We start from the raw sequence: 20,677 nt of genomic DNA, 5'->3' as shown, positions 1-20,677 counted from the left end.
CTCTTTTTTTCGGTATATTTGGATAACACCATCCCTTTCAACCTTATGATTTTCCGGAAAATACTGGCACTGGGGGCGCTCCTGTTGGGCATTACCACCATTTCCGCGGCGCAGCAGCCCCGGTACCAGGGCCTTTTATGGGAGATTACCGGGAACGGGCTCAAAAAGCCATCTTACCTCTTCGGCACCATGCACGTCAGCAGCAAACTGGCTTTCCATCTCAGCGATTCGTTTTACCACTGCATCCGGAATTCGGACATGGTGGCGCTGGAAACCAATCCGGAACAGTTGCAGGAAGATTTCTCCAAAAGCCGGATGTTCTTCCTCGGCAGCATGGCTTCCCGCAGGGCGCCGCAGCGCAAAACCCTCCCCGACCAGGCTTTCACCGTTTCATCTTATGCAGACGCGCTGGAGGCGGGGCTCGCCTATCGCCCGGAAATGATCAACCACCTGCTGTACCGCTCCTATGCCATGCAGGAAGATTTCGAAGAGAACACCTTCCTCGATATGTACATCTACCAGGTAGGCAGCAAACTCGGCAAAAAAGCGACCGGCGTGGAGAATTTCGACGAATCCGAAAAACTCATGTTCGAAGCTTACCGCGATGCCAGCCTTGACCGGCAGAGCAAGCGCGAAAGGCCCGTCCGCTACCGCAGCGGATCGGGAGAAATGCTCAACGACGCCTATCGCCGCGGCGACCTCGACATGCTCGATTCCCTTTCCAACCGGCAATCCGAATCACCCGCCTTCCTGGAAAAATTCCTCTATAAACGCAATGAGAACATGGCCCGCGCCATCGATTCCATCGCCCGGAAAACAAGCCTGTTCGCCGGTGTGGGCGCCGCACATCTTCCCGGAGACCGCGGCGTCATCAACATGCTCCGGAAGATGGGGTACAAACTCCGCCCGGTACAATTCGCCAACCGCGACAGCAAACAGAAAGACGAGCTCGACAAAATGCGCGCGCCCGTTCAATTCCGTGAATATTTCGCAGACGACCGGAGCTTCTACGTAGAGCTTCCCGGCACATTGTTCAACTTCAACCGGCTCGGCGCCGTCAACCAATTGCAATACGCAGACCTCGCCAACGGTGCCTATTACCTCGTCAGCCGCATCCGGACGAACGCCGCTACCCTCGGGCAAACAACGGACGACGTCATGAAAAAGATCGACAGTTCGCTGTACGAATTCGTGCCGGGAAAGATCACTTCCATCAAGAAAAACACCCACACATCCACGCCCGGCTTCGATATCGAAAGCAGGACGCGCCGTGGCGATCTGCAACGCTACCGCATCTTCGTCACGCCATTCGAAATACTCATTTTCAAGATCAGCGGGAACGGCGATTACGCTGCCGGCCCCGAAGGCGACCGCTTCCTGCAGTCCATCCGCCTGCAATCTTCCATGGGCAGCGTGGTGCAGCCGTTTACGTATTCATCGTCTTACGGAGGCTTCAGCGCCGACGTGACCGATCTTCCTTTCCACACCAACACGATTGCCGGCCCGGGCTCCGTGCAGCGGCAGGAATTCGGGATGCTGGACCGGCAGACCGGCAATAATTACCAGGTGTTCAGGATCCCGCTGCACAGTTACACGCGGCTCGAGGAAGATACCGTTGAGCTGTCGTTCGCCGAAGAAACCTACCGCGCCACGGCATCCATTCAACAGACCGCCGGCCGGAAAGTCATCCGTTGGGAAGGGCGCGATTGCCTGGAGATGCTGTACAAAAACGCGGACAGCAGCAATACTATCGCACGGTTCTTCGTGCAAGGGCCGCATACCGTGCTGGTTGCCGCCAGGTTCAGGCAAAACCGGAAAGCAGCCGAAGATTTTCTCGCCGCGTTCAAACCCATCCTTTCGAAATACGGCCGGCCGATGACCGAGCGCGACACCATGCTGCAATTCACCGTTCAATCGCCCGTAAAAGCCATGCAGGACGATATGGCCGAAGCGGTGGAGGAATCGCTGGCCTGGAGCCGCAATTCCGGCGAAGATTCCCGTACCAAAACGCGCTGGTTCGTGGCCGACAGTACCGGCGAGGCGGTGCGCGTGATGGTCCGCAAATACAATCCTTATTTTTCGATAGACAGTAGCGAGTACTGGCAGCGGATCACCGACGATCTCGGCGGAGATGACCACCTCGTTATCGCCTCGCGCGAGCGGCGCTCTTCCCCCGAAACGGAAAGCATGTTGCTGCGGATGCGCGACACCAATTCTTCACGCGCCATCCTGCATAGGGTGATCGTCCGCAACCACATGCGCTACCTGCTTTCCGCCCTGATCGATTCAACGGCGGGGCCATCGGATTTCGTGAAAAATTTCTTCGACAGCTTCCAGCCTTACGGCGACAAATCCGATACCGGAACGATCTTTTCGCCCCGCGGGAATCTGCTCGTCCGCGATTTTTACGCGGCAGACAGCGCCACGCGGGCATCCGCGCGGATGTCGGTTTCCTCCGCCAATTTCCGGGATGCCGACGCGCCGGGACTGATCCGTTTGGTGAAAGGCTGGAACATGAAGGAAAAGGATTACCTGTCCGTCAAATCCGAACTGCTCGGCAGCCTGGGCACTATCAAACACAAAAATGTGTTGCCGTTTCTGAAGAGCGCGTACCTCGCGGCGGAAGACACTTCCGCCCTGCAACAGGCCGTGGCGCGGGCGCTCCTGCTACAAAAAACCACCGAAGCCAATTCGCTTTTCAAGGAACTTGTGCTGGCAGACATTCCCATCCTCAGCGAAGGCGACCGGGTGTACGACTGGTTCTTCCCCCTGTACGACACGCTGCAGCTCAGCGCCGGCCTTTTCCCCGAGCTTTTGCAGCTCACGGCGCTGTCTGTATACAAAAACAGTATTTACCGGACCATGGCGATGGCGGCAGACAGTAACGCCCTGGCGCCGGCGCTTTACGCCGATCACATCGGCCAGATCGCGTTCGATGCCCGTGCCGCGCTCCAGGCGATGGTCAGCGAATCGCAGGTGCAGGAAGCCGAAAACGACGGCAAGCGCAGTTACGAAGCGCCCGACGACGACATCACGCAATTCGCCACCCTGCTCCTTCCCTTCCGCACGCAAAACCGCAATGCGGCGCGCTTCTTCAACAGTCTCGAAAAACTGCGCCAGCCGGGGCAGCAGATCAGTCTGATAACGATGTACCTGCGCCGCGGGATCCCGGTGAAAGACAGTCTCCTCGAGGCCATCGCCGGCCAAGACCTCTACCGCGCGAAACTGCTGGAAGAACTGGAAAACATCGGCCAGGCCGCGCGTTTCCCGGAACGTTACCGGAAGCAGGAATTGCTGGCCCGGAGTGCGCTCATGGCCACCCCGGCATGGGACAGCCGGCTGGATTCGGTGGTGTACGTCGGCAAACAGGCCACCACTTTCCGTCTGAAAAATGGAACGGTGTATTTCTATAAATGCCGGATCAAGAACGTTGACGAATGGTTCCTTGCGGTGAGCGGCCTGCAGCCGGAAAAGGAATCCGATGTGCGGAGCGAAATGGCGCTGCTGGAAGTGAACGACAAGCCCATGGACCCCAAAATACCGGTGACCGAGCAGCAGGACCGCCTCATGCGGAAGGCGCGGTATAAAGCGCGGGTGCGGGCGCAGTTTGAGGAATAGTTTCAAATCGCCATAAATAATTCGGGGGAATACGCTTCAGCAATGGACAGCGGATTCCCCCGAATCATTTTCACCCCTATTCGTTCAACCCAGATGCAGCGAACGTTGCACACGCAAAATCCCTTCCTTCTCCGCCGCCGTTTTCGCCAGATCGTATGCCTGTTGGTAATGCGCGGCCGCTTTCGCGGGATGGGAATGGCGCGTCAATTCACCCAGCAACATCCAGTAAAAGTGGTTTTCGGTGAGCTGGAGCTTTTCCGCTTCCGCCAGCGCGATATCTGCCCCATGTGCTTTGTACAGCGCGAAAGTGCGGTTGAGCGCGGCGCTGGGGGAATAGTTGATGATGAGCAGCTCGTTGTACATGGCCAGGATCTCCAGCCATTTCTCCGGCGTATCTTCCTTGCGGCAGTGCAGGAAAGCGATGCGGGCTTCGAGGTGATAGGAGCTGAGCATGCTGCCCGTGGCCGAAAGCCCCAGGAAGTGCATCCCCTGTTGGACCAGCTCGCGGTCCCAGAGGTTTTCGTCCTGCTCATCGTAGAGCACCAGCGTATCGGCGGCAGATTCTCGGGCTTCGAAACGGGAAGCGTGGAAACACATCAGCGCGATGAGCGCAAAGGTGCGCGGCTGCGCCGTGACGGGGAATGCGGTGAGGAGGAGGCCCAGGCGCATGGCTTCGAGACAGAGGTCTTTTTGCAGAATAGTGTCTTGGGTGCGACTGTAATATCCTTCGTTGAAAAGGAGGTAGATAATGTGCAGCACATTGTCGAGCCGCGCATCCAGCAAATGTTCCGGCGGCAATTCCATGCGGATGTTTTCCGTGCGGAGTTTTTCTTTCGCGCGGAAGAGCCTTTTATTGATGGTTTCCTTGTTGGTAAGGAACGCCGCGGCGATTTCATCGATCCCGAACCCGCAAAGGATCCGCAACGCCAGCCCGATCTGCGATTCGCTCGCGATGGCGGGGTTGCAGATGGCGAAGATCATGCGCAATTGGCTATCCTGGATGTTTTGGGCCGAAAAGTCCAGGTCGGTTTCGGGCTCCTCCGTTTCCAGTCCGGCTTTCACGGCCGGGAGCACTTTTTCCTTCCAGGTGGTGCCGCGGCGGAACATGGCCAGCGTTTTCTGCTTCGCCACCACATACAGCCAGGCGGCCGGGTTTTCCGGGATACCTTTCTCCGCCCAGTTTTCGGCGGCGGTGAGGAATGTATCGCCCACGATGTCTTCCGCAGTTTCGATATGTTCCAGCCCGAACTGGCGGCTGATCACCGCCACCATTTTGGAGAATTCCTGCTGAAACAGCTGATCGATCGTTGCGCGTTCTTGGTTCATGGATGCAAAATAAACGGTTCGCCCGTATGCCCGGGCGAACCGTGTCAAAGAATTTTCATCAACCCATTACCGGCCTGATCTCGACACTGCCGCCCACTTCGATGGCAGGGCAACCGTGTGCGAGGGTGGTGGCTTCGTCGAGATCTGCCGCCCGGATCACCGTGAGGCCGCCGAGGCGCTCGCGGATTTCGACGAAAGGCCCGTCGGTCACCACGCCCCCGGGTTTCAATACCCGGCCCTGGTTGGGGATCAGGCGCGTGGGCGGCGATACCAGTTTGCCCTGCGCGGCAATGCCGCCCAGCCAGTCTTGCCACTTTTTGATCAGCACCGCCTGTTCTGCTTCCGGGAGTTGCTGGTAATCATATGAAGGTTGACGGAATAATAATGCGAAGTCTTTCATGTGTTTGATTTTAAAGGATGCTTGAAATTAAATATTTAATGGTTCATACCGCCGCTTTCGCGTTGAACATACCGGGAACGTAGTTGCCGCCGGTGATCTGGAAAGCGATGTTGAAACGGTTATAACTGTTGATGACCATGGCCGCGAAGGTAAGTTCGGTCAGTTCTTCTTCGGAAAAAATCTCGCGGGCTTCTTCATACACTTCGTCCGGCACTTCGCGGTCCTGGAGGCGGGTGATGGCTTCCGCCCAGGCGAAAGCGGCGCGCTCGCGGTCGGAATACAGTTCGGTTTCGCGCCAGGCGTCGAGCAGGAGCAGGCGCTGTGCGGTTTCGCCCATGGCGAGGAGGTCTTTGGAATGCATGTCCAGGCAAAAAGCACAACCGTTGATCTGCGAAACGCGCATATAAATAAGGTGCAGCAGCGGTTGCTCGACAACGGGGTTCTTGTGCAGGTACGCGCCCATGCTGAATAATGCCTTGGTAACCGGGAAACCTTTTTCGATGGGATTGAATCTGTGAGACATGATTTTGTATTTTTAAATCAGTGAATAATCTGTTCGTATACCCTAATAATGCACGAACTTTCCCGAATTGGACATCCCGGACAACTTTTTAAAATATTTTTTAAGTTCTGATACAATCCGATGGAAAAACCACTCATACCAGTTTGATTTAACATTGTTTATTCATATATTATTTAATTAATATTAACGGAAAACTTTTATAAAGCCCGCTGTTAATTGCCTGATTAATCTTACATTGAAGCCGTTTTTGTTTTCACTTAACCTCTTAATCTACTGAAATCAATGTGTGGAATCGTAGCCTACATCGGCCATCGGGAAGCATATCCCGTTGTTCTGAAAGGATTGAAAAGACTGGAATACCGCGGATATGACAGCGCCGGGGTGGCTTTGCTCAATGGCGGCAAGCTGAAAGTGTATAAAAAGAAAGGGAAAGTGGCCGAGATGGAAGAATATGCGACGGGGAAAGACGTCAGCAGCCATATCGCCATCGCCCACACGCGCTGGGCCACGCACGGCGAACCGTCTGACCGTAACGCCCATCCCCACCTTTCGGGAGACGGCAAGCTGGCCATGGTGCACAACGGCATCATCGAGAACTACATGCAGCTGAAGCAGGAGCTCCTGAACAAAGGGCACCAGTTCTCCAGCGACACAGACACCGAAGTGCTGGTACATTTCATCGGGGAAATCAAGCAAAGCAACAACTGCTCCACGGAAGAAGCCGTGCGCATCGCGCTGAAACGCGTGGTGGGCGCGTATGTGATCGTGATCGTCGATGAAGACAATCCCGGCACGCTCATCGCCGCCAGGAAAGGCAGCCCCCTCGTGATCGGCGTCGGAAAAGGCGAGCACTTCCTCGCGTCAGACGCATCGCCCATCGTGGAATACACCAAAGAAGTGGTATATGTGAACGATTATGAGATCGCCATCCTCCGGTCAGACGAGCTCATCCTCAAAAATATTTCCAACGAGATCCAGACCCCCTACATCCAGAAGCTCGACATCGAGCTGGCGGCCATCGAAAAAGGCGGGTACGACCATTTCATGCTCAAGGAAATCTTCGAGCAGCCGCAAACCATTTTCGACAGTCTCCGCGGCCGCCTCGACGCCAAATCGGGCACCCTCACCCTGGGCGGCCTCCGCGAGCATCTGGACGTGCTCACCGCCGCGCGCCGCATCATCATCGTTGCCTGCGGCACCAGCTGGCACGCAGGGCTCGTGGCCGAATACATCATCGAAGAGCTTTGCCGCATTCCCGTGGAAGTGGAATACGCCTCCGAATTCAGGTACCGCAACCCCGTGGTAGGCCCCGGCGACGTAATCATCGCCGTGAGCCAGTCCGGCGAAACCGCAGACACCCTCGTGGCCATGGAAAGCGCCAAGGAAAAGGGCGCCATCATCCTCGGCGTCTGCAACGTGGTAGGCTCTTCCATCGCCCGGCTCAGTAACGGCGGCGTATATACCCACGCCGGCCCCGAGATCGGCGTCGCCAGCACCAAAGCCTTCACCGCTCAGCTTGCCGTGCTCACCATGATCGCGCTCAAGATCGCGCAGGCGAAAGGCAGCATCTCCGAACAACGGTTCCAGCATCTGCTCGAAGAACTGAACGACGTGTCCGAAAAAGTAGCCACCTCCCTCCAGCTCAACGACCAGGTGAAAGCCATCGCGGAGAAATATAAAGACGCCCGCGATTTTCTATACCTCGGCCGTGGCTATAATTTCCCCATCGCCCTGGAAGGCGCGCTCAAGCTCAAGGAAATCAGCTACATCCACGCAGAAGGCTATCCCGCCGCGGAAATGAAACATGGCCCCATTGCGCTGGTAGACGAAAACCTGCCCGTGGTGTTCGTAGCCACGAAAGACAGCTATTACGAAAAGATCGTGTCCAACATCCAGGAGATCAAGGCGCGGAAAGGAAAGGTGATCGCCGTTACCACCGCAGGAGATGCCACCATTCCCTCCATGGCAGACGACGTGATCGTGGTGCCGGAGGCCGACGAACTGGTGGCGCCCATCGTTTCCGTTATCCCCCTCCAGCTCCTCGCCTATCATATCGGCGTCAGCAAAGGGTACGACGTCGACAAGCCGCGCAACCTCGCCAAGTCCGTAACCGTAGAATAATCCGCGTATGAACCAAATCCTGAAAAAACCCCTCAGCCAGCTGGGCTACCAGTTCGTAGAAGGGCCCTATCTGCCGAAAGGCCGCAATGAATATTACCTGCGCGACCAGCAACGCGGCTCCTCCAATGTTTACCGCAAACTGAAAGCCGGCGAGATCGAAACGCTCGTCCGCAACGATAATACCTCCGACGACTGGAACCAGATTTTCGTCGACAACGATTTCGATCCCCAGCTCGTCCAGCACTGCCAGTTCTACGGCATCGTCCGAATCGGGAAACTGGAGCCCTACTTCCTGGAGTTCCACAACCTGCGGCTGCCCGTGGGCCTGTATTACAGCACCATCGCGTCTTGCGACATCGGCGACAACGTCGTGATCCATAACGTGAATTCCCTGTCGCATTACATTATCGGTAACGACGTCATCATCACCAACGTCAACGAAATGGGCGTGACCGACCACAGCAAATTCGGGAACGGCATCGTGAAGGAAGGCGAGCCGGAAAGCGTGCGCATCTGGCTGGAACTCTGCAACGAAAACGGCGGACGGAGCGTATTGCCGTTCGACGGCATGCTCCCTGGCGACGCCTGGCTCTGGACGCGCAACCGCGCAGACGATGCCCTGCAAAACCAGTTCAAAGCCTTCACCGAAAAGAAATTCGATAAGCGGCGCGGTTATTATGGCGAAGTGGGCGACCGCTCCGTCATCAAAAACTGCAAGATCATCAAGGATACGAAGATCGGGACGGATGCCTATCTCAAAGGCGCCAACAAGATCAAGAACGTGACCGTCAACAGCAACGCCGCGGCACCCACGCAGATCGGCGAAGGTTGCGAGATCGTGAACGGCATTATCGGGTATGGCTGCCGCCTATTCTATGGCGTGAAAGCCGTGAGGTTCGTCATGGCGTCGCACTCACAACTGAAATACGGCGCGCGCCTCATCAACTCGTACCTCGGCAACAACGCCACCATTTCCTGCTGCGAAGTACTCAATTCCCTCATTTTTCCTGCACACGAACAGCACCATAACAACTCGTTCCTCTGCGCCGCGCTCATCCTCGGGCAAAGCAACATGGCCGCCGGCGCCACCATCGGCTCCAACCACAATTCCCGCGGAGCGGATGGCGAAATCATCGCCGGGCGCGGGTTCTGGCCGGGATTATGCGTCAGCCTCAAACATAATTCCATGTTCGCTTCCTTTACGCTCATCGCGAAAGGGAACTATATGAGCGAACTGAACATCGCCATTCCGTTCAGCCTGGTGGTCAACGACGAGCACGACGATATGCTGAAGATCATGCCGGGATACTGGTTCCTCCACAACATGTACGCCCTGGCACGGAACGCGTGGAAATATGTGGACCGCGACCGGCGGACAGACAAGACCCAGCTCATCGAATACGATTACCTGGCGCCCGATTCCGTGGAAGAGATCTTCACCGCGCTGGAACTGTTCGAAACCGCCGTGGGCAAAGCGATCGGGAAAGACCGTAAAGCCGGCCGCGCGTTATTGATGGAATCTCCCGCGAAAATTGCCGGGATGGAAATCCTCGCGGATGGATGCGAGAACTCGTCGCGCAAAACGCAATTGCTGAAAGTAGACAAGGCATACCCGCTGTTCCGCAAGCTCGTGACGCTGTACGCGATGCGCAACCTCGTGAAGGAGTACGCGCGGTTCAGGGATTTCGGGGAACTGCAATCTTTCCTGAAACAATGCCGCCGCTCGGCGTGGAATAACGTGGGCGGACAACTCATCCCCGAAGACCGGGTGAACGATATCAAGCAGCGCATCCGTAAAAATAAAATCGCCAGCTGGGACGCGCTGCATGATGCTTACCGCGAAACCGGCGACCGGTACGAGGAAGACAAACTCCGCCACGCACTCGGCTGTTTGCTGGAGCTGCACGGATTGAAAGCTTCTGCCCTCACGCCCGACGCGCTGCGCAGCTTCCTCGCGGAATCCGCGGAAACACTGACGTCCATCACCGACAATATTTTCAAATCGCGCGAAAAGGATTATCTTAATCCCTTCCGCCAGATGACCTACGACAGTCCGGAAGAAATGGAAAAAGTGGTCGGCAAGCTGGAAGACAACAGTTTCATCCAGCAAACGGCGGAAGAATTGAAAGGTTATAAGAAACAGATAAAAGACATAGTGAAGCAATGGCAACTGTAAAAGAAAAACAACGCTGCGGATGGGCAGGAACAGACGCGCTGTACAACGCGTACCACGATGAAGAATGGGGCGTTCCCAGCCACGACGATCATCACCTTTTCGAAATGCTGAACCTGGAAGGCGCGCAGGCCGGCCTGAGCTGGTACACCGTGCTCATCAAGCGCGAAAATTACCGCAAAGCCTTCGACAACTGGGACGCGGAAAAGATCGCGAAGTATTCCGAAAAGAAAGTGGAATCGCTCATGCAGAACCCCGGCATCATCCGCAACCAGCTGAAGATCAGGGGCACCATCGCCAATGCGAAAGCATTCCTCGCCGTTCAGAAAGAATTCGGCAGCTTCGACAAATACATCTGGCAGTTCGTAGGTGGCAAAACCATCCACAACAAATTCGCCAGCATGAAAGACGTGCCCGCCAAAACACCGGTCTCGGACGCCATGAGCAAAGACCTCAAGAAACGGGGCTTCAAGTTCATCGGCAGCACCATCTGCTACGCCTACATGCAGGCCTGCGGTATGGTCGACGATCATGTGAAAGGATGTTTCAAATTCCACCCCTGAGATAACGCATTCCTGAAAACGAAAATACCGGCACTAAGGCCGGTATTTTTTTTGCGAACGTGCGAAGTTTTGTTTTGCGGGTTACAACAGACGACGGTTCTGTTACACGTTCACGGGCTTTCCAATACAAGGCGTTTATGACGGGTTCATGGCCATGTCGAGGATGGGAAGACTGTTCACGAATTCTTTCGTCACTACTTCCACCTTCACTTTGGTCAATCCCCAGTGGATGAATCCCAGTTTTTTGGCGGCGGCCTGCGTGAGGTCCACGATACGGCGGTTAGCCGCGTGCAGCCGGTCGGTAACGCGCACCACCACCCAACGGTTGTTCCGCAGGTTCGTTACCTTGATAAGGGTCCCGAGCGGAAGGGTATTGTGGGCCGCCGTCATTCCATTGTTATCAAAAATCTCTCCACTGGCCGTTTTCCGCCCGTGAAACTTCTGGGCGTAATAGCTGGCCGTTCCTACACCTGTTTTCACCTGCGCCACAGCGGGAACGATCCCCGCCATTACCGGCAGCAGCATCAACAGTGCATACTTCAACACTTTTTTTAATACATTTTTTTGCATGACGTGGGGAATTGGCAAAAATGCTGCCAAAAACCGTTAAAAGACCCAATAAGATATGTTAAAACCGGGGCTAAAATTCCTTGCTTTTTGCTAACCAATCAATTATCAATTAAAATTTCGCTTAACGACTTGTTATTGATAAAGGTATAATCTGTCAGGGTGGTGAGGAAAAAGTACAGCTGCCGCTGCTCTTCCTGGCTTAAAGGTATGCCATTTTTCACAATCGGGTCGATGGTGGGCGTTTGCTCGATCCCGGAACTGTAATGCTCGAAAACGTCGTAAATGTCGTAAAAACGGCCGTCGTGCATGTACGGTGGACTTTTAATGATATTCCTGAGCGACGGCACCCTGAACTTGAGGTAATCGCCCGTGCTGTTGGTGATGCGCATCCGGCCGGCATCGTTGAGGAACTCGTTGTAAGGCAAGCCGTTATTGCGGAAAGAGCCGTCGGTAAACAGCGGCTCCTTGTGGCAAGACGCGCATTTCGCCTGGAAAATGGCATAGCCGGCCTGTTCGTCGGGCGTGAATTGCGCTTTATGGGTGAGCACGCTGTCGTATTTCGAGTTGAACGAATTCATGGTGGCCATGAACTGCGACAAGGCGCGGAACAGCTTCTGACTATTGATTTCCCCCGGCCCGAAAGCGCCATCGAACATCGAACGGTACTTTTTATCCGCGTTCAGCCGGGCGATAAGGCGGCCCAGGTCCTCCCCCATTTCGTTGGCGTCGGTGATGGGCGTGAGCGGCTGGATGTCGAGATGATTGACGCCCCCGTCCCACATGAAATCCTTTTGCCAGAGCAGGTTGAAAAGCGATGGAACGGACCGGAAACCATTGCGGTTGTCGATACCATGACTTAGCGCGTGGTCGAAATGCGCGAACGCGGCGAACTGCTGATGACAGAACCCGCAGGAGATGGTGCTATCGCGCGAAAGCCGCGGATCGTAAAACAGGCGCCGCCCCAGTGCGATCCCTTCCACCGTGGGCGGATTTTGGGTGAGATCGTACACCGGCTGCGGGAAATGTGCCGGCAACGTCACCGTATACGGCGTAGGCCCGGCGGGCGGCTTATTGTCGCCCGATTTACGGCAGGCCCAGATGAGCGCCATCACGAAACAGGTATACACGACGTATCTTTTCACAGGTCGGTGACGTTGGTGATGCGGAACATGTTTTTATAATTGACCGAAATTTTCCAGGCGGCTTCGCCGGGCGAGTGGATGGTGGCCGTTGTGGCGAAAGAAACGATATTCGGTGGGCCGAACCACGCGTTCAGATCGGTCGTAAAAGTGACGGCCGGTTCACGGTCGGGCCCCACGTTAATGGAGATCGGCGTCTGGATGCGGATATCCTGCACGGCGTTGTATTGTCCTTTAAATCCGCCGACATGGAACGTGAGCTTTTTATCGGGCGCGGCGGAAACCGGCGATGCGCCTTCCATTTTCGCCATGATGTACCCGCTGTTCCAGCTCCAGAACATGCCCAGCACGGGATCGAGCGCGTCTGTCTGCGCGCCGCTCACATTCCGGGTGCTGTCTACCCCCAATTTGAACCCGATGGCGCGGTATTCTCCCTGCGGGGCAAGGAGAAGGATGGATTTGGACTCCGGCTTGCTTTCGTCGACCAGGTGGTAGGAAATGGGAAGGCGGAGGAGGGAATTATCCATCTTCACGAGATAAACATTGCTGATAAAGTATTTGAAAGCGGTGACGGTGTAGCTTTCGGCGGAGGGGTTTTTATAGGTGGTGGTGCCGAGTGTCAGGCGCGATGTGCCGACTTTATGTTCGAAATTCAGCTTGAAATTCCCCTCTTTCTTCGGGATGAGGTCCTTCTTGCAGGCCATGCAACAGATCAGCAACGTGAAAATGAGATAGCAAGGCTTCATGGGGAAAAACGTGTTTCCCTAAGTTACATAAAAAAACGCTGCAAAACCGGGTGGATTTGCAGCGTTTTCGACTTAATTATCAATTGAAAATCAATTCGTCCTGCCGAGTTTATATCCTTTGGTGGCAAACCAGAGTACTACCAGGAAACAAACCACGGGAATGAGGTATGCCGTCTGGATACTGGTAGCGTCGGAAATGAGGCCCATCGCCGGAGGAAAAATGGCGCCTCCTACGATAGACATCACCAGTAACGACGAACCCAGTTTCGTATGGCCACCTTCCAGCCCTTCCAGTCCGAGGGAGAAAATGGTGGGGAACATGATCGACATGAAGAACGGCACCGCCAGTACGGTATAGATCGCCACGTCGCCTTTTGTCGTCATTGCAATGCCCACCAATACTACATTGATAAGTGCATAGAGTGCCAGCAGGGTGTGGGGTTTGACATAACGCATGAGGAATGTGCCTACGAAACGGCCGATCATAAAACCGAGCCCGGCCACTGCGCCCAGCAGGAATCCCGCATCTTTCTCCGGCATATGCCCGGCGAACTTCGCGAATCGGATAAAGAATGCGCTCACGCCTACCTGCGCGCCTACGTAAAAGAATTGTGTTATGATAGCGGCAATGAGGTGCTTGTGTTTGAAAATGCTGCCTTCCTTAGGATGATTTCCGGTCGTTGTTTTTTCGTCCTTCTCCTCTTTGATATCGGGCAGTTTGGTAAAAATGAACAATACCGCAACGAGGATCACTACGATACCGATGATCATATAAGGCATTTTCACAGTAGCGGCTTCGCCAGCCAGATACTGTTGCAATTCCGCCGCAGGCATTGCTTTCAATTCCGCTTCGGTATGTTCCGTTCCGGAAAGAATGAACTGTGCGCCGATGATCGGTGCCACAAAAGCGCCCAAACCATTAAAGCACTGGGCCAGGTTAAGGCGCTGTGTTGCCGTTTCCGGCTTGCCGAGGATCGTCACGTACGGGTTCGCCGCCGTTTCCAAGAAAGTAAGCCCGGAAGCGATTACAAATAGCGCGATGAGGAAAAACGCATACTGGCCGGAATTAGCCGCTGGGATGAAGAGCAACGCTCCCGCCGCATATAGCATCAATCCAAGGATAATACCCGCCTTGAAGCCGAACCGCTTCATGAAGAAACCCGCAGGCAAGGCCAACAGGAAATATGCGAGGAATACCGCGGAATCGATGAAAGACGATTGCGTATCCGTCAGCATACACGCCTTCTTCAGGTGCGGGATCAGGATAGGGCTCAGGTTATGCACGAGCGCCCAGAGAAAAAAGAGACTGGTCACCAGGATAAATGGGAATAAATACCCCGATGCCTTGTTACCCGACGGTGCGGTCGTGTATTGCGTGGTGGTTGCGGCGCCTCCTGCCATAATTTGTCAGTTTAATTGGTGATATAACGGTGGAATTAAGAGATCGATCTGTCGAGATGCGTATACCCTCCGTCTACGTAAATGATCTGCCCGGTAGTGTGTGAAGAGCGGTCGCTCAGCAGGAAAACCGACATGTTGGCGATTTCCTCTGAAGTGGTCATTCTCTTTTCCAGGGGGATGTTGGCCACGATGGAAGCCAGTTTGGCTTTCGGATCGGGCAGGGAATTGATCCAGGTTTCGTAGAGCGGCGTCCAGACTTCGGCCGGGTTTACGGTATTTACGCGTACGGAGTATTGCAGCAGTTCCACGGCCCATTCGCGCGTCAGCGCATTGATCGCGCCTTTGGACGCGGCGTAGCCGGATGTGTTGCCCTGCCCTGTTTCCGCCACTTTCGAACCGATGTTGAGGATCGAGCCTTTGGCGGCTTTGAGGTACGGCAGCGCGAAGTGCGCGAGGTTGTAGTAATGGGAAAGGTTATTCTGAAGGGAAGCCATGAAACGCTCGGGGCTTCCGCTTTCCAGCCCTACGCCGTCGTTGGCGCCGGCGTTGTTCACGAGCCCGTCTATCCGGCCAAATTCCTTCACGGTAGTGTCGATCACGTGCCTGCAATCCTCCACTTTCCCCAGCTCCGCACGGATGCCGAAAGCTTTGCCGCCGGCTTTGCGGATGGCGTCTACGGCTTTATCGTTGTCCGCTTCGCTCCTGCCGGCGATGACGGCGATGCCGCCTTCCTGCGCGATCAGTTCTGCGATGGCCGCTCCGATGCCTTTGGCGCCGCCCGTTACGATCACTACTTTATCCTGTAACCCGAGATTCATTTTGTGGTATTGATTTAAGAGATGTTATAAAATGCCGCGGCGTTGTTGCCCATGATGCACAGTTGCTCGCTGGCAGAAAGTGCCGATATGAAATTACCGACGATGCTTTTCTGCCGGGCGTAATCAGCCGCCAGCAGGCAAACCGGCCAGTCGGAGCCATACATGAGGCGCTCCGGCCCGAAGGCTTCCAGTACCGTATCGAGGTACGGCCGGAAGTCGGCTTCCTTCCAGTTTTGCATATCGGCTTCGGTCACCATGCCGCTGAGCTTGCAATGCACATGCGGCGAGCGAGCGATTCGGCGGATGTGCTTGGTCCAGTCGCCGATTTCTTTCTTTTTGATGTAGGGCTTGGCGAGATGGTCGATCACCATCGGCTGCTCGGGGTGCCGCTCCACGAACTGTTCCACGGCGGGCAGCTGGTGGGGGAACACGAGCACGTCGTATGTAAAACCATGTTTTTTCAGCGCGGCGATCCCGTGATTGAAATCTTCGCGCAGCAAAAATTTGTCGTCCGGCTCGCCCTGAACGATATGACGGAAACCCTTTACCAGCGGTTCTCCCGCCCAAAACGCCAGCCTTTCGGCCACATCGGGCGAGCGCAGGTCTACCCATCCTACCACGGCCTTCACGATATCGCTGCCTTTGGCGCAATCCACGAGGAACTGCGTTTCGGCTTCAGACTGGTCTGCCTGAACGGCCACACAGGCGTCTATGCCCGCGGCTTTGAGAAGGGGTGCCAGGTCGGCGGGGAGGAAATCGCGGCGGATGACGTTCATCTCTTCCGTGATCCAGGCGTCGCGCACGGGATCGAACTGCCAGAAGTGCTGGTGTGCATCAATTGTCATAACGTTGTAGTTGGCGTGGTCGTATCAGTTCTACAATGAAAAAACCTTGTCCATCATCACCCATTTCTCGCCAGGTTTGGCAACGGGGATGGATTGCTGGTAATTCCACATGAGCGTTTCCCATTCCTGTACTTTCGGGTTGGCCGCGTCCATGGCGGCTTTCCTTTCAAACGAGAAATCCGGCCCTACTTCCATGATCATGAACATACGGTTGCCCGCACGGTAGATCTCGCAGGCCGTAACGCCGGCGCCGCGGATGCTGTCCAGGATTTCCGGCCAAACGGCGCGGTGGTACGCTTCGTATTCTGCGATAAGCGCCGGATCGTTTTTCAGGTCCAGCGCCAGGCAATATCTTTTCATATCGTTATTTTTTCCAGGCCTCGGCTGTTTGTTTGGAAGTGCCCAGCCCGTCGATCCCCAGTTCGATCACATCGCCGGCTTTCAGGTAAATCTGGGGATTGAAGCCCAAACCTACGCCAGCAGGCGTTCCGGTAGAGATTACGTCGCCCGGGAGCAGGGTCATGAACTGGCTCAGGTACGAAACGATGAAGGGGAGTTTGAAGATGAGGTTGGACGTGTTCCCGTCCTGCATGGTTTTGCCGTTTACGGTCAGCCACAGGCGCAGGTTGTTTACATCACTGATCTCGTCTTTGGTAACCATCCAGGGGCCGAGCGGCGCGAAAGTGTCGCTGGATTTGCCTTTCACCCACTGCCCGTTTCTTTCCAGCTGGAATTCCCGTTCGCTGTAATCGTTGTGCAGTGCGTAGCCGGCCACATAATCCATGGCTTCGCTTTCGTCTACATAGCTGGCTTTTTTGCCGATCACTACGGCCAGTTCCACTTCCCAGTCGGTTTTCACGCTGTTGCGGGGGATAACGAGGTTATCGTTGGGCCCAACGAGCGAGGAGGTGGATTTGAAGAATACGATGGGTTCTGTGGGGATGGCCGCGCCGGTTTCTTTGGCGTGGTCGGCGTAGTTCAGGCCGATGCAGATGATCTTGGAGGGGCGCTGTACGCAGGACCCGAGGCGGGTACCGGCGGGAACGGACGGGCATCCGGCGCCGTTGGCAGCCCACCAGGACTGTAAGCGGGCAAGGCCGTCGGTTTCAAAAAAACGCTCTCCGAAATCTTCTCCGAAAGCGGACACGTCAAACATGCCGTTGTCTGTAACTACACCCGGTTTCTCTTCACCCGGCAATCCGAACCTGATTAATTTCATATCCTTAGATTATTTAACTGTTTGCATTTGTTTGTATCCAATACGGCCGTTCACGACGCGTACCTGGTAGATGTCTTCCATTTCCCCGTCTTCCAGCTCCAGCCCAACGATGCAATGATCTTCGGCAACGGCCATGATATAGGGTTTGGTGCCTTTCGGCGTGCGCAGGTCGATTTCCCGGCGAACGCCGCCGTATTCCATGTACACGCCTACTTTTTCGGGCGTGGCGTTGCGCAGGTCTACGATGAATTCGGCGATGATCTGCCCGGATTTTACCTGTTTGGCGTACCGGGTCACTTTTTCGTAGTTGCGGATGGCGTCTCCGAGGCCGAGGTCTTTCTCCATGTATTGATAGATACGCTGCGGCGGCGAGGGCACCCAAAGGATGCGGAGCAACTTCCCGTCTTGCGTGCCGTGATAATAACGGGTGTCGCGGTTCGGTTTGATGAACCCGATCCACACGCTGTTCGGCGCGTCCCACAGTACTTTATACAACGAAGTGTCTGTGAGGTTCTGCATGAGCGGGAGGTCGTTGAACGTTTTGTCGTATTTCAGCGAATCCACCGTCCAGTAAAAAGTGACTTTGGAGGTATCTTTTTCGCGGTCCTCGATTTTCACTTCGAGGGTGCCGGCAGGTTTTGCGGGCGCAACGGGCGCTTCGCCTTCATGGTAATTTTTGCGGGCCTGTTCTTCAGCGCTGGGGCCGCCACAGGCGGTCAGCAGCACGAGCAGCATCCCGGGGATGGTTTTGTGCATGATCAGTTGTTCAGTTTGATAAAGCCCCCGTCTATCGGGTAGTCGCAACCGGTGATGAAGCCGGCTTCGTCGGAACAAAGATACAACGCGAGATTGGCCACTTCAACAGGCTTGGCCATCCTTCCGATCGGCTGGGTTTTCGACAGTTTTTCGAACATCTCGGCTTCCTTGCCGGGATAGTTCTTGGCGATGAAACCGTCCACGAACGGCGTATGCACGCGCGCAGGCGATACGCAGTTCACGCGGATGCCCGCGCCCAGATAATCTTTCGCGGTGGAAAGGGTCATGGTCAGCACCGCACCTTTGCTCATGGAATAGGCGAAACGGTCGGGGATGCCCACGCTGGAGGCGATAGACGCGATATTGAGGATGACGCCGCCGCCCTGGGACTTCATTTGTCCGATCACAGCGTACATGCAATTATATGTTCCTTTTACATTGACGTTGAAGACGCGGTCGAAATCGGCTTCGGCCGTGTTTTCGAGGTTGCCCACATGCGCGATGCCGGCGCAGTTCACCAGGATATCGAGCCGCCCGGCCGTGGATGCGATGTTATTCATTACGGTTGCCACGGCGGCCTGATCTGCCACGTTCACCGCGTGCACGAAGGCTTTCCCGCCTTCGGCGGCGATCTCGTCGGCCGTCACCTTACCGGCCGCTTCATTCAATTCCAGCACATGCACGGTGGCGCCCGCCTGGGCGAACGACTTCGCAACAGCCTGGCCGATGCCGCTGCCGGCGCCGGTTACCACGGCTGTTTTACCATCTAATCGGAACAAACTCATCTTTGTGTTAATTTAAGGGTTCTAAAATACCTCAAATTATACCGCTATAGCAATTCTTTTTTAGCCTCATTCTGTACGATCTTGACTATTTTTGAGCAGTTCTAAATCGATACTCGTGAAAAATCTATTTATCCTGTGCTTTTTGACACTTTCCCTGGCCGCTTTTGCGCAGCAGGTCCCGCCCAACAAATACGGCCTGGCCGTAGTGAGCGACACCCTTCAATACCAGGCCCTGGTCAAACTCGATCCCGAACAGGAACTGGTGCGGGTGACGGGCATCCCGATCGATGTGCGATACGCTACCGACAGCAACTTCACTGGCAAAGCCCTCTACCCTTACGCCGCCGTGTACGTTCGCCGCCCTGTGTTTGAAGAATTGGTGCGGCTGCAGCAATGGCTGGCCCCGATGGGGCTTAGCGTCAAGATATTCGACGGCTACCGCCCATACCGCGTTACGGAAAAAATGTGGGAAGTGGTGCCCGACGAGCGATATGCCGCCAATCCCAGGAAAGGCTCCGGCCATAACCGCGGCGCGGCGGTAGACCTCACATTCATTTATACGAAAACCGGGAAAGAGCTGGACATGGGCACACCGTACGACGAATTCTCCGAAAAAGCCCATCACGGCAGCGAAAACGTGTCGGCCGAAGCCGCCGGGAACCGCAGGCTGATCTTCGACCTCATGATGGCTTACGGCTTCGTTCCCCTCGAATCGGAATGGTGGCATTACGCGCTCAAAGGCGCCTCCAAATTTCCGCTCATGGATATACCGTTTGAGCACCTGAGATAATTTAATTAGTTTAACGGCCTAATTCTTTACTCCGTATGATAAGATCGATCCTCATGACTACACTCGCCCTCGCATTGGGCGCCAGCTGCTCAGCCCAGAAAGGTGGCTGGATCAAGCTGTTTAACGGGAAGGACCTCAAAGACTGGGATATCAAAATTACCGGTCATGCCCTGAACGACAATAACGGCAATACTTTCCGCGTGAAAGACGGCGCCCTCGCCGTGTCTTACGAAAACTACGACGCCTTCAACGATCAGTATGGCCACATCTTCCATAAAAAGAAATTTTCCGCTTACCTGCTGGTAATGGAGTACCGCTTCGTGGGCGACCAGGTGAAAGGCGGCCCCGGATGGGCTACCCGCAACAGCGGCGCCATGATCCACTCGCAATCCGCCGCTTCCATGGGCAAAGACCAGGATTTCCCCATTTCCATCGAAGTGCAGCTGCTGGGCGGCCTCGGCCACGGCAAACGTAGCACCGCCAACCTTTGCACACCCGGCACCAATGTGGTGATGGACGGTAAACTGATCACCGCGCATTGTGTAGACAGCAAAAGCGAAACCTATGACGGTGACCGCTGGGTACGCGCGGAAGTTCTGGTGCTCGGCGATTCCATCGTGAAGCACATCGTGGAAGGCGATACCGTGCTCACATACAATAAGCCCCAGATCGGCGGCGGCAACGTTTCCCACGCAGATCCCAAACTCCAGCAAAACGGCAGGCTCCTCTCCGAAGGCTACATCGCCCTGCAAAGCGAAAGCCATCCCGTGGAATACCGCAAGGTAGACCTGTTCGACCTCGCACCGTACATGAAAGACAAAAAGAAGCTGGCGAAAAAGATCGAAGAACTGCAGAAACGCAAAAAATAACCGAATCCGGTTGAT

General features: G+C 55.2%; 19 protein-coding genes. 6 read left to right on the top strand and 13 right to left on the bottom strand.

The features are described 5' to 3' along the window. The first annotated feature begins 18 nt into the window (after window positions 1–18). Window positions 19–3,618 (top strand): TraB/GumN family protein, encoded by a 3,600-nt coding sequence (locus tag WJU22_RS11510; protein ID WP_341843381.1) that lies wholly within the window; start codon window positions 19–21, stop codon window positions 3,616–3,618. 84 nt (window positions 3,619–3,702) lie between these two features. On the opposite strand, the gene WJU22_RS11505 is transcribed toward WJU22_RS11510, so the two are convergent. Genes WJU22_RS11505 through WJU22_RS11495 form a run of 3 tightly spaced genes read right to left on the bottom strand, consistent with a single transcriptional unit; the run spans window position 3,703 to window position 5,867 of the window. Then, a complete protein-coding gene (locus WJU22_RS11505) occupies window positions 3,703–4,944 on the bottom strand; it encodes an RNA polymerase sigma factor (RefSeq protein WP_341843380.1) in 1,242 nt (413 codons plus the stop codon). 58 nt (window positions 4,945–5,002) lie between these two features. Next, window positions 5,003–5,344 carry a YciI family protein gene (locus tag WJU22_RS11500; protein WP_341843379.1) on the bottom strand — a complete coding sequence of 114 codons (342 nt, stop codon included), beginning with the start codon at window positions 5,342–5,344 and terminating at the stop codon, window positions 5,003–5,005. 43 nt (window positions 5,345–5,387) lie between these two features. Further along, a complete protein-coding gene (locus WJU22_RS11495; RefSeq protein ID WP_341843378.1) occupies window positions 5,388–5,867 on the bottom strand; it encodes a carboxymuconolactone decarboxylase family protein in 480 nt (159 codons plus the stop codon). 282 nt (window positions 5,868–6,149) lie between these two features. Here WJU22_RS11495 and glmS point away from each other — a divergent pair, with 282 nt between their 5' ends. From glmS to WJU22_RS11480, 3 genes are read left to right on the top strand one after another with little or no spacing between them, the layout of a single operon-like run. Continuing rightward, the gene (gene glmS, locus WJU22_RS11490; RefSeq protein ID WP_341843377.1) at window positions 6,150–7,988 is read left to right on the top strand and encodes a glutamine--fructose-6-phosphate transaminase (isomerizing); all 1,839 of its coding nucleotides are present in this window, start codon (window positions 6,150–6,152) and stop codon (window positions 7,986–7,988) included. Window positions 7,989–7,995: 7 nt separating this feature from the next. Then, window positions 7,996–10,164 carry a DUF4954 family protein gene (locus WJU22_RS11485; RefSeq protein WP_341843376.1) on the top strand — a complete coding sequence of 723 codons (2,169 nt, stop codon included), beginning with the start codon at window positions 7,996–7,998 and terminating at the stop codon, window positions 10,162–10,164. Continuing rightward, entirely contained in the window at window positions 10,152–10,724 is a 573-nt protein-coding gene (locus WJU22_RS11480; protein ID WP_341843375.1) for a DNA-3-methyladenine glycosylase I, read from the top strand. Before WJU22_RS11485 ends, WJU22_RS11480 begins: the two co-directional genes overlap by 13 nt. A gap of 135 nt (window positions 10,725–10,859) precedes the next feature. Here the strand turns inward: WJU22_RS11480 and WJU22_RS11475 are convergent, their stop codons facing one another. The 10 genes from WJU22_RS11475 to WJU22_RS11430 all read right to left on the bottom strand — a co-directional run bounded on the left by WJU22_RS11475 (window position 10,860) and on the right by WJU22_RS11430 (window position 19,003). Further along, complete coding sequence (locus tag WJU22_RS11475; RefSeq protein ID WP_341843374.1) at window positions 10,860–11,294, bottom strand: septal ring lytic transglycosylase RlpA family protein; 435 nt, start codon at window positions 11,292–11,294, stop codon at window positions 10,860–10,862. A gap of 98 nt (window positions 11,295–11,392) precedes the next feature. After that, on the bottom strand, window positions 11,393–12,436 hold the full coding sequence (locus tag WJU22_RS11470; protein ID WP_341843373.1) for a cytochrome-c peroxidase: 1,044 nt from the start codon (window positions 12,434–12,436) through the stop codon (window positions 11,393–11,395). Then, on the bottom strand, window positions 12,433–13,179 hold the full coding sequence (locus tag WJU22_RS11465) for an MbnP family protein (protein WP_341843372.1): 747 nt from the start codon (window positions 13,177–13,179) through the stop codon (window positions 12,433–12,435). The genes WJU22_RS11470 and WJU22_RS11465 overlap by 4 nt, the downstream gene beginning before the upstream one ends. Before the next feature lie 90 nt (window positions 13,180–13,269). Then, window positions 13,270–14,580 carry an L-fucose:H+ symporter permease gene (gene fucP, locus WJU22_RS11460; protein WP_341843371.1) on the bottom strand — a complete coding sequence of 437 codons (1,311 nt, stop codon included), beginning with the start codon at window positions 14,578–14,580 and terminating at the stop codon, window positions 13,270–13,272. Window positions 14,581–14,615: 35 nt separating this feature from the next. Then, the gene (locus WJU22_RS11455) at window positions 14,616–15,398 is read right to left on the bottom strand and encodes an SDR family oxidoreductase (RefSeq protein ID WP_341843370.1); all 783 of its coding nucleotides are present in this window, start codon (window positions 15,396–15,398) and stop codon (window positions 14,616–14,618) included. Window positions 15,399–15,412: 14 nt separating this feature from the next. After that, complete coding sequence (locus tag WJU22_RS11450; protein ID WP_341843369.1) at window positions 15,413–16,243, bottom strand: amidohydrolase family protein; 831 nt, start codon at window positions 16,241–16,243, stop codon at window positions 15,413–15,415. Between the two features lie 30 nt (window positions 16,244–16,273). Next, the gene (locus WJU22_RS11445) at window positions 16,274–16,603 is read right to left on the bottom strand and encodes an L-rhamnose mutarotase (RefSeq protein WP_341843368.1); all 330 of its coding nucleotides are present in this window, start codon (window positions 16,601–16,603) and stop codon (window positions 16,274–16,276) included. Window positions 16,604–16,607: 4 nt separating this feature from the next. Further along, complete coding sequence (locus tag WJU22_RS11440) at window positions 16,608–17,462, bottom strand: fumarylacetoacetate hydrolase family protein (RefSeq protein ID WP_341843367.1); 855 nt, start codon at window positions 17,460–17,462, stop codon at window positions 16,608–16,610. 9 nt (window positions 17,463–17,471) lie between these two features. Then, on the bottom strand, window positions 17,472–18,218 hold the full coding sequence (locus WJU22_RS11435; RefSeq protein WP_341843366.1) for a hypothetical protein: 747 nt from the start codon (window positions 18,216–18,218) through the stop codon (window positions 17,472–17,474). Between the two features lie 2 nt (window positions 18,219–18,220). Further along, window positions 18,221–19,003 carry an SDR family oxidoreductase gene (locus WJU22_RS11430; RefSeq protein ID WP_341843365.1) on the bottom strand — a complete coding sequence of 261 codons (783 nt, stop codon included), beginning with the start codon at window positions 19,001–19,003 and terminating at the stop codon, window positions 18,221–18,223. Between the two features lie 115 nt (window positions 19,004–19,118). On the opposite strand from WJU22_RS11430, the gene WJU22_RS11425 reads away from it, so the two are divergent. Continuing rightward, window positions 19,119–19,793, top strand: a complete 675-nt coding sequence (locus tag WJU22_RS11425; RefSeq protein WP_341843364.1) for a M15 family metallopeptidase — start codon at window positions 19,119–19,121, stop codon at window positions 19,791–19,793. Between the two features lie 35 nt (window positions 19,794–19,828). Then, the gene (locus WJU22_RS11420) at window positions 19,829–20,662 is read left to right on the top strand and encodes a DUF1080 domain-containing protein (protein ID WP_341843363.1); all 834 of its coding nucleotides are present in this window, start codon (window positions 19,829–19,831) and stop codon (window positions 20,660–20,662) included. Window positions 20,663–20,677: the final 15 nt, after the last annotated feature.

Source organism: Chitinophaga caseinilytica (assembly GCF_038396765.1).
In the GTDB taxonomy this organism is placed as follows: domain Bacteria; phylum Bacteroidota; class Bacteroidia; order Chitinophagales; family Chitinophagaceae; genus Chitinophaga; species Chitinophaga caseinilytica.
The sequence above is the reverse complement of the archived record's forward strand: the minus strand, read 5'-3'. Positions and strand labels throughout refer to the sequence as shown.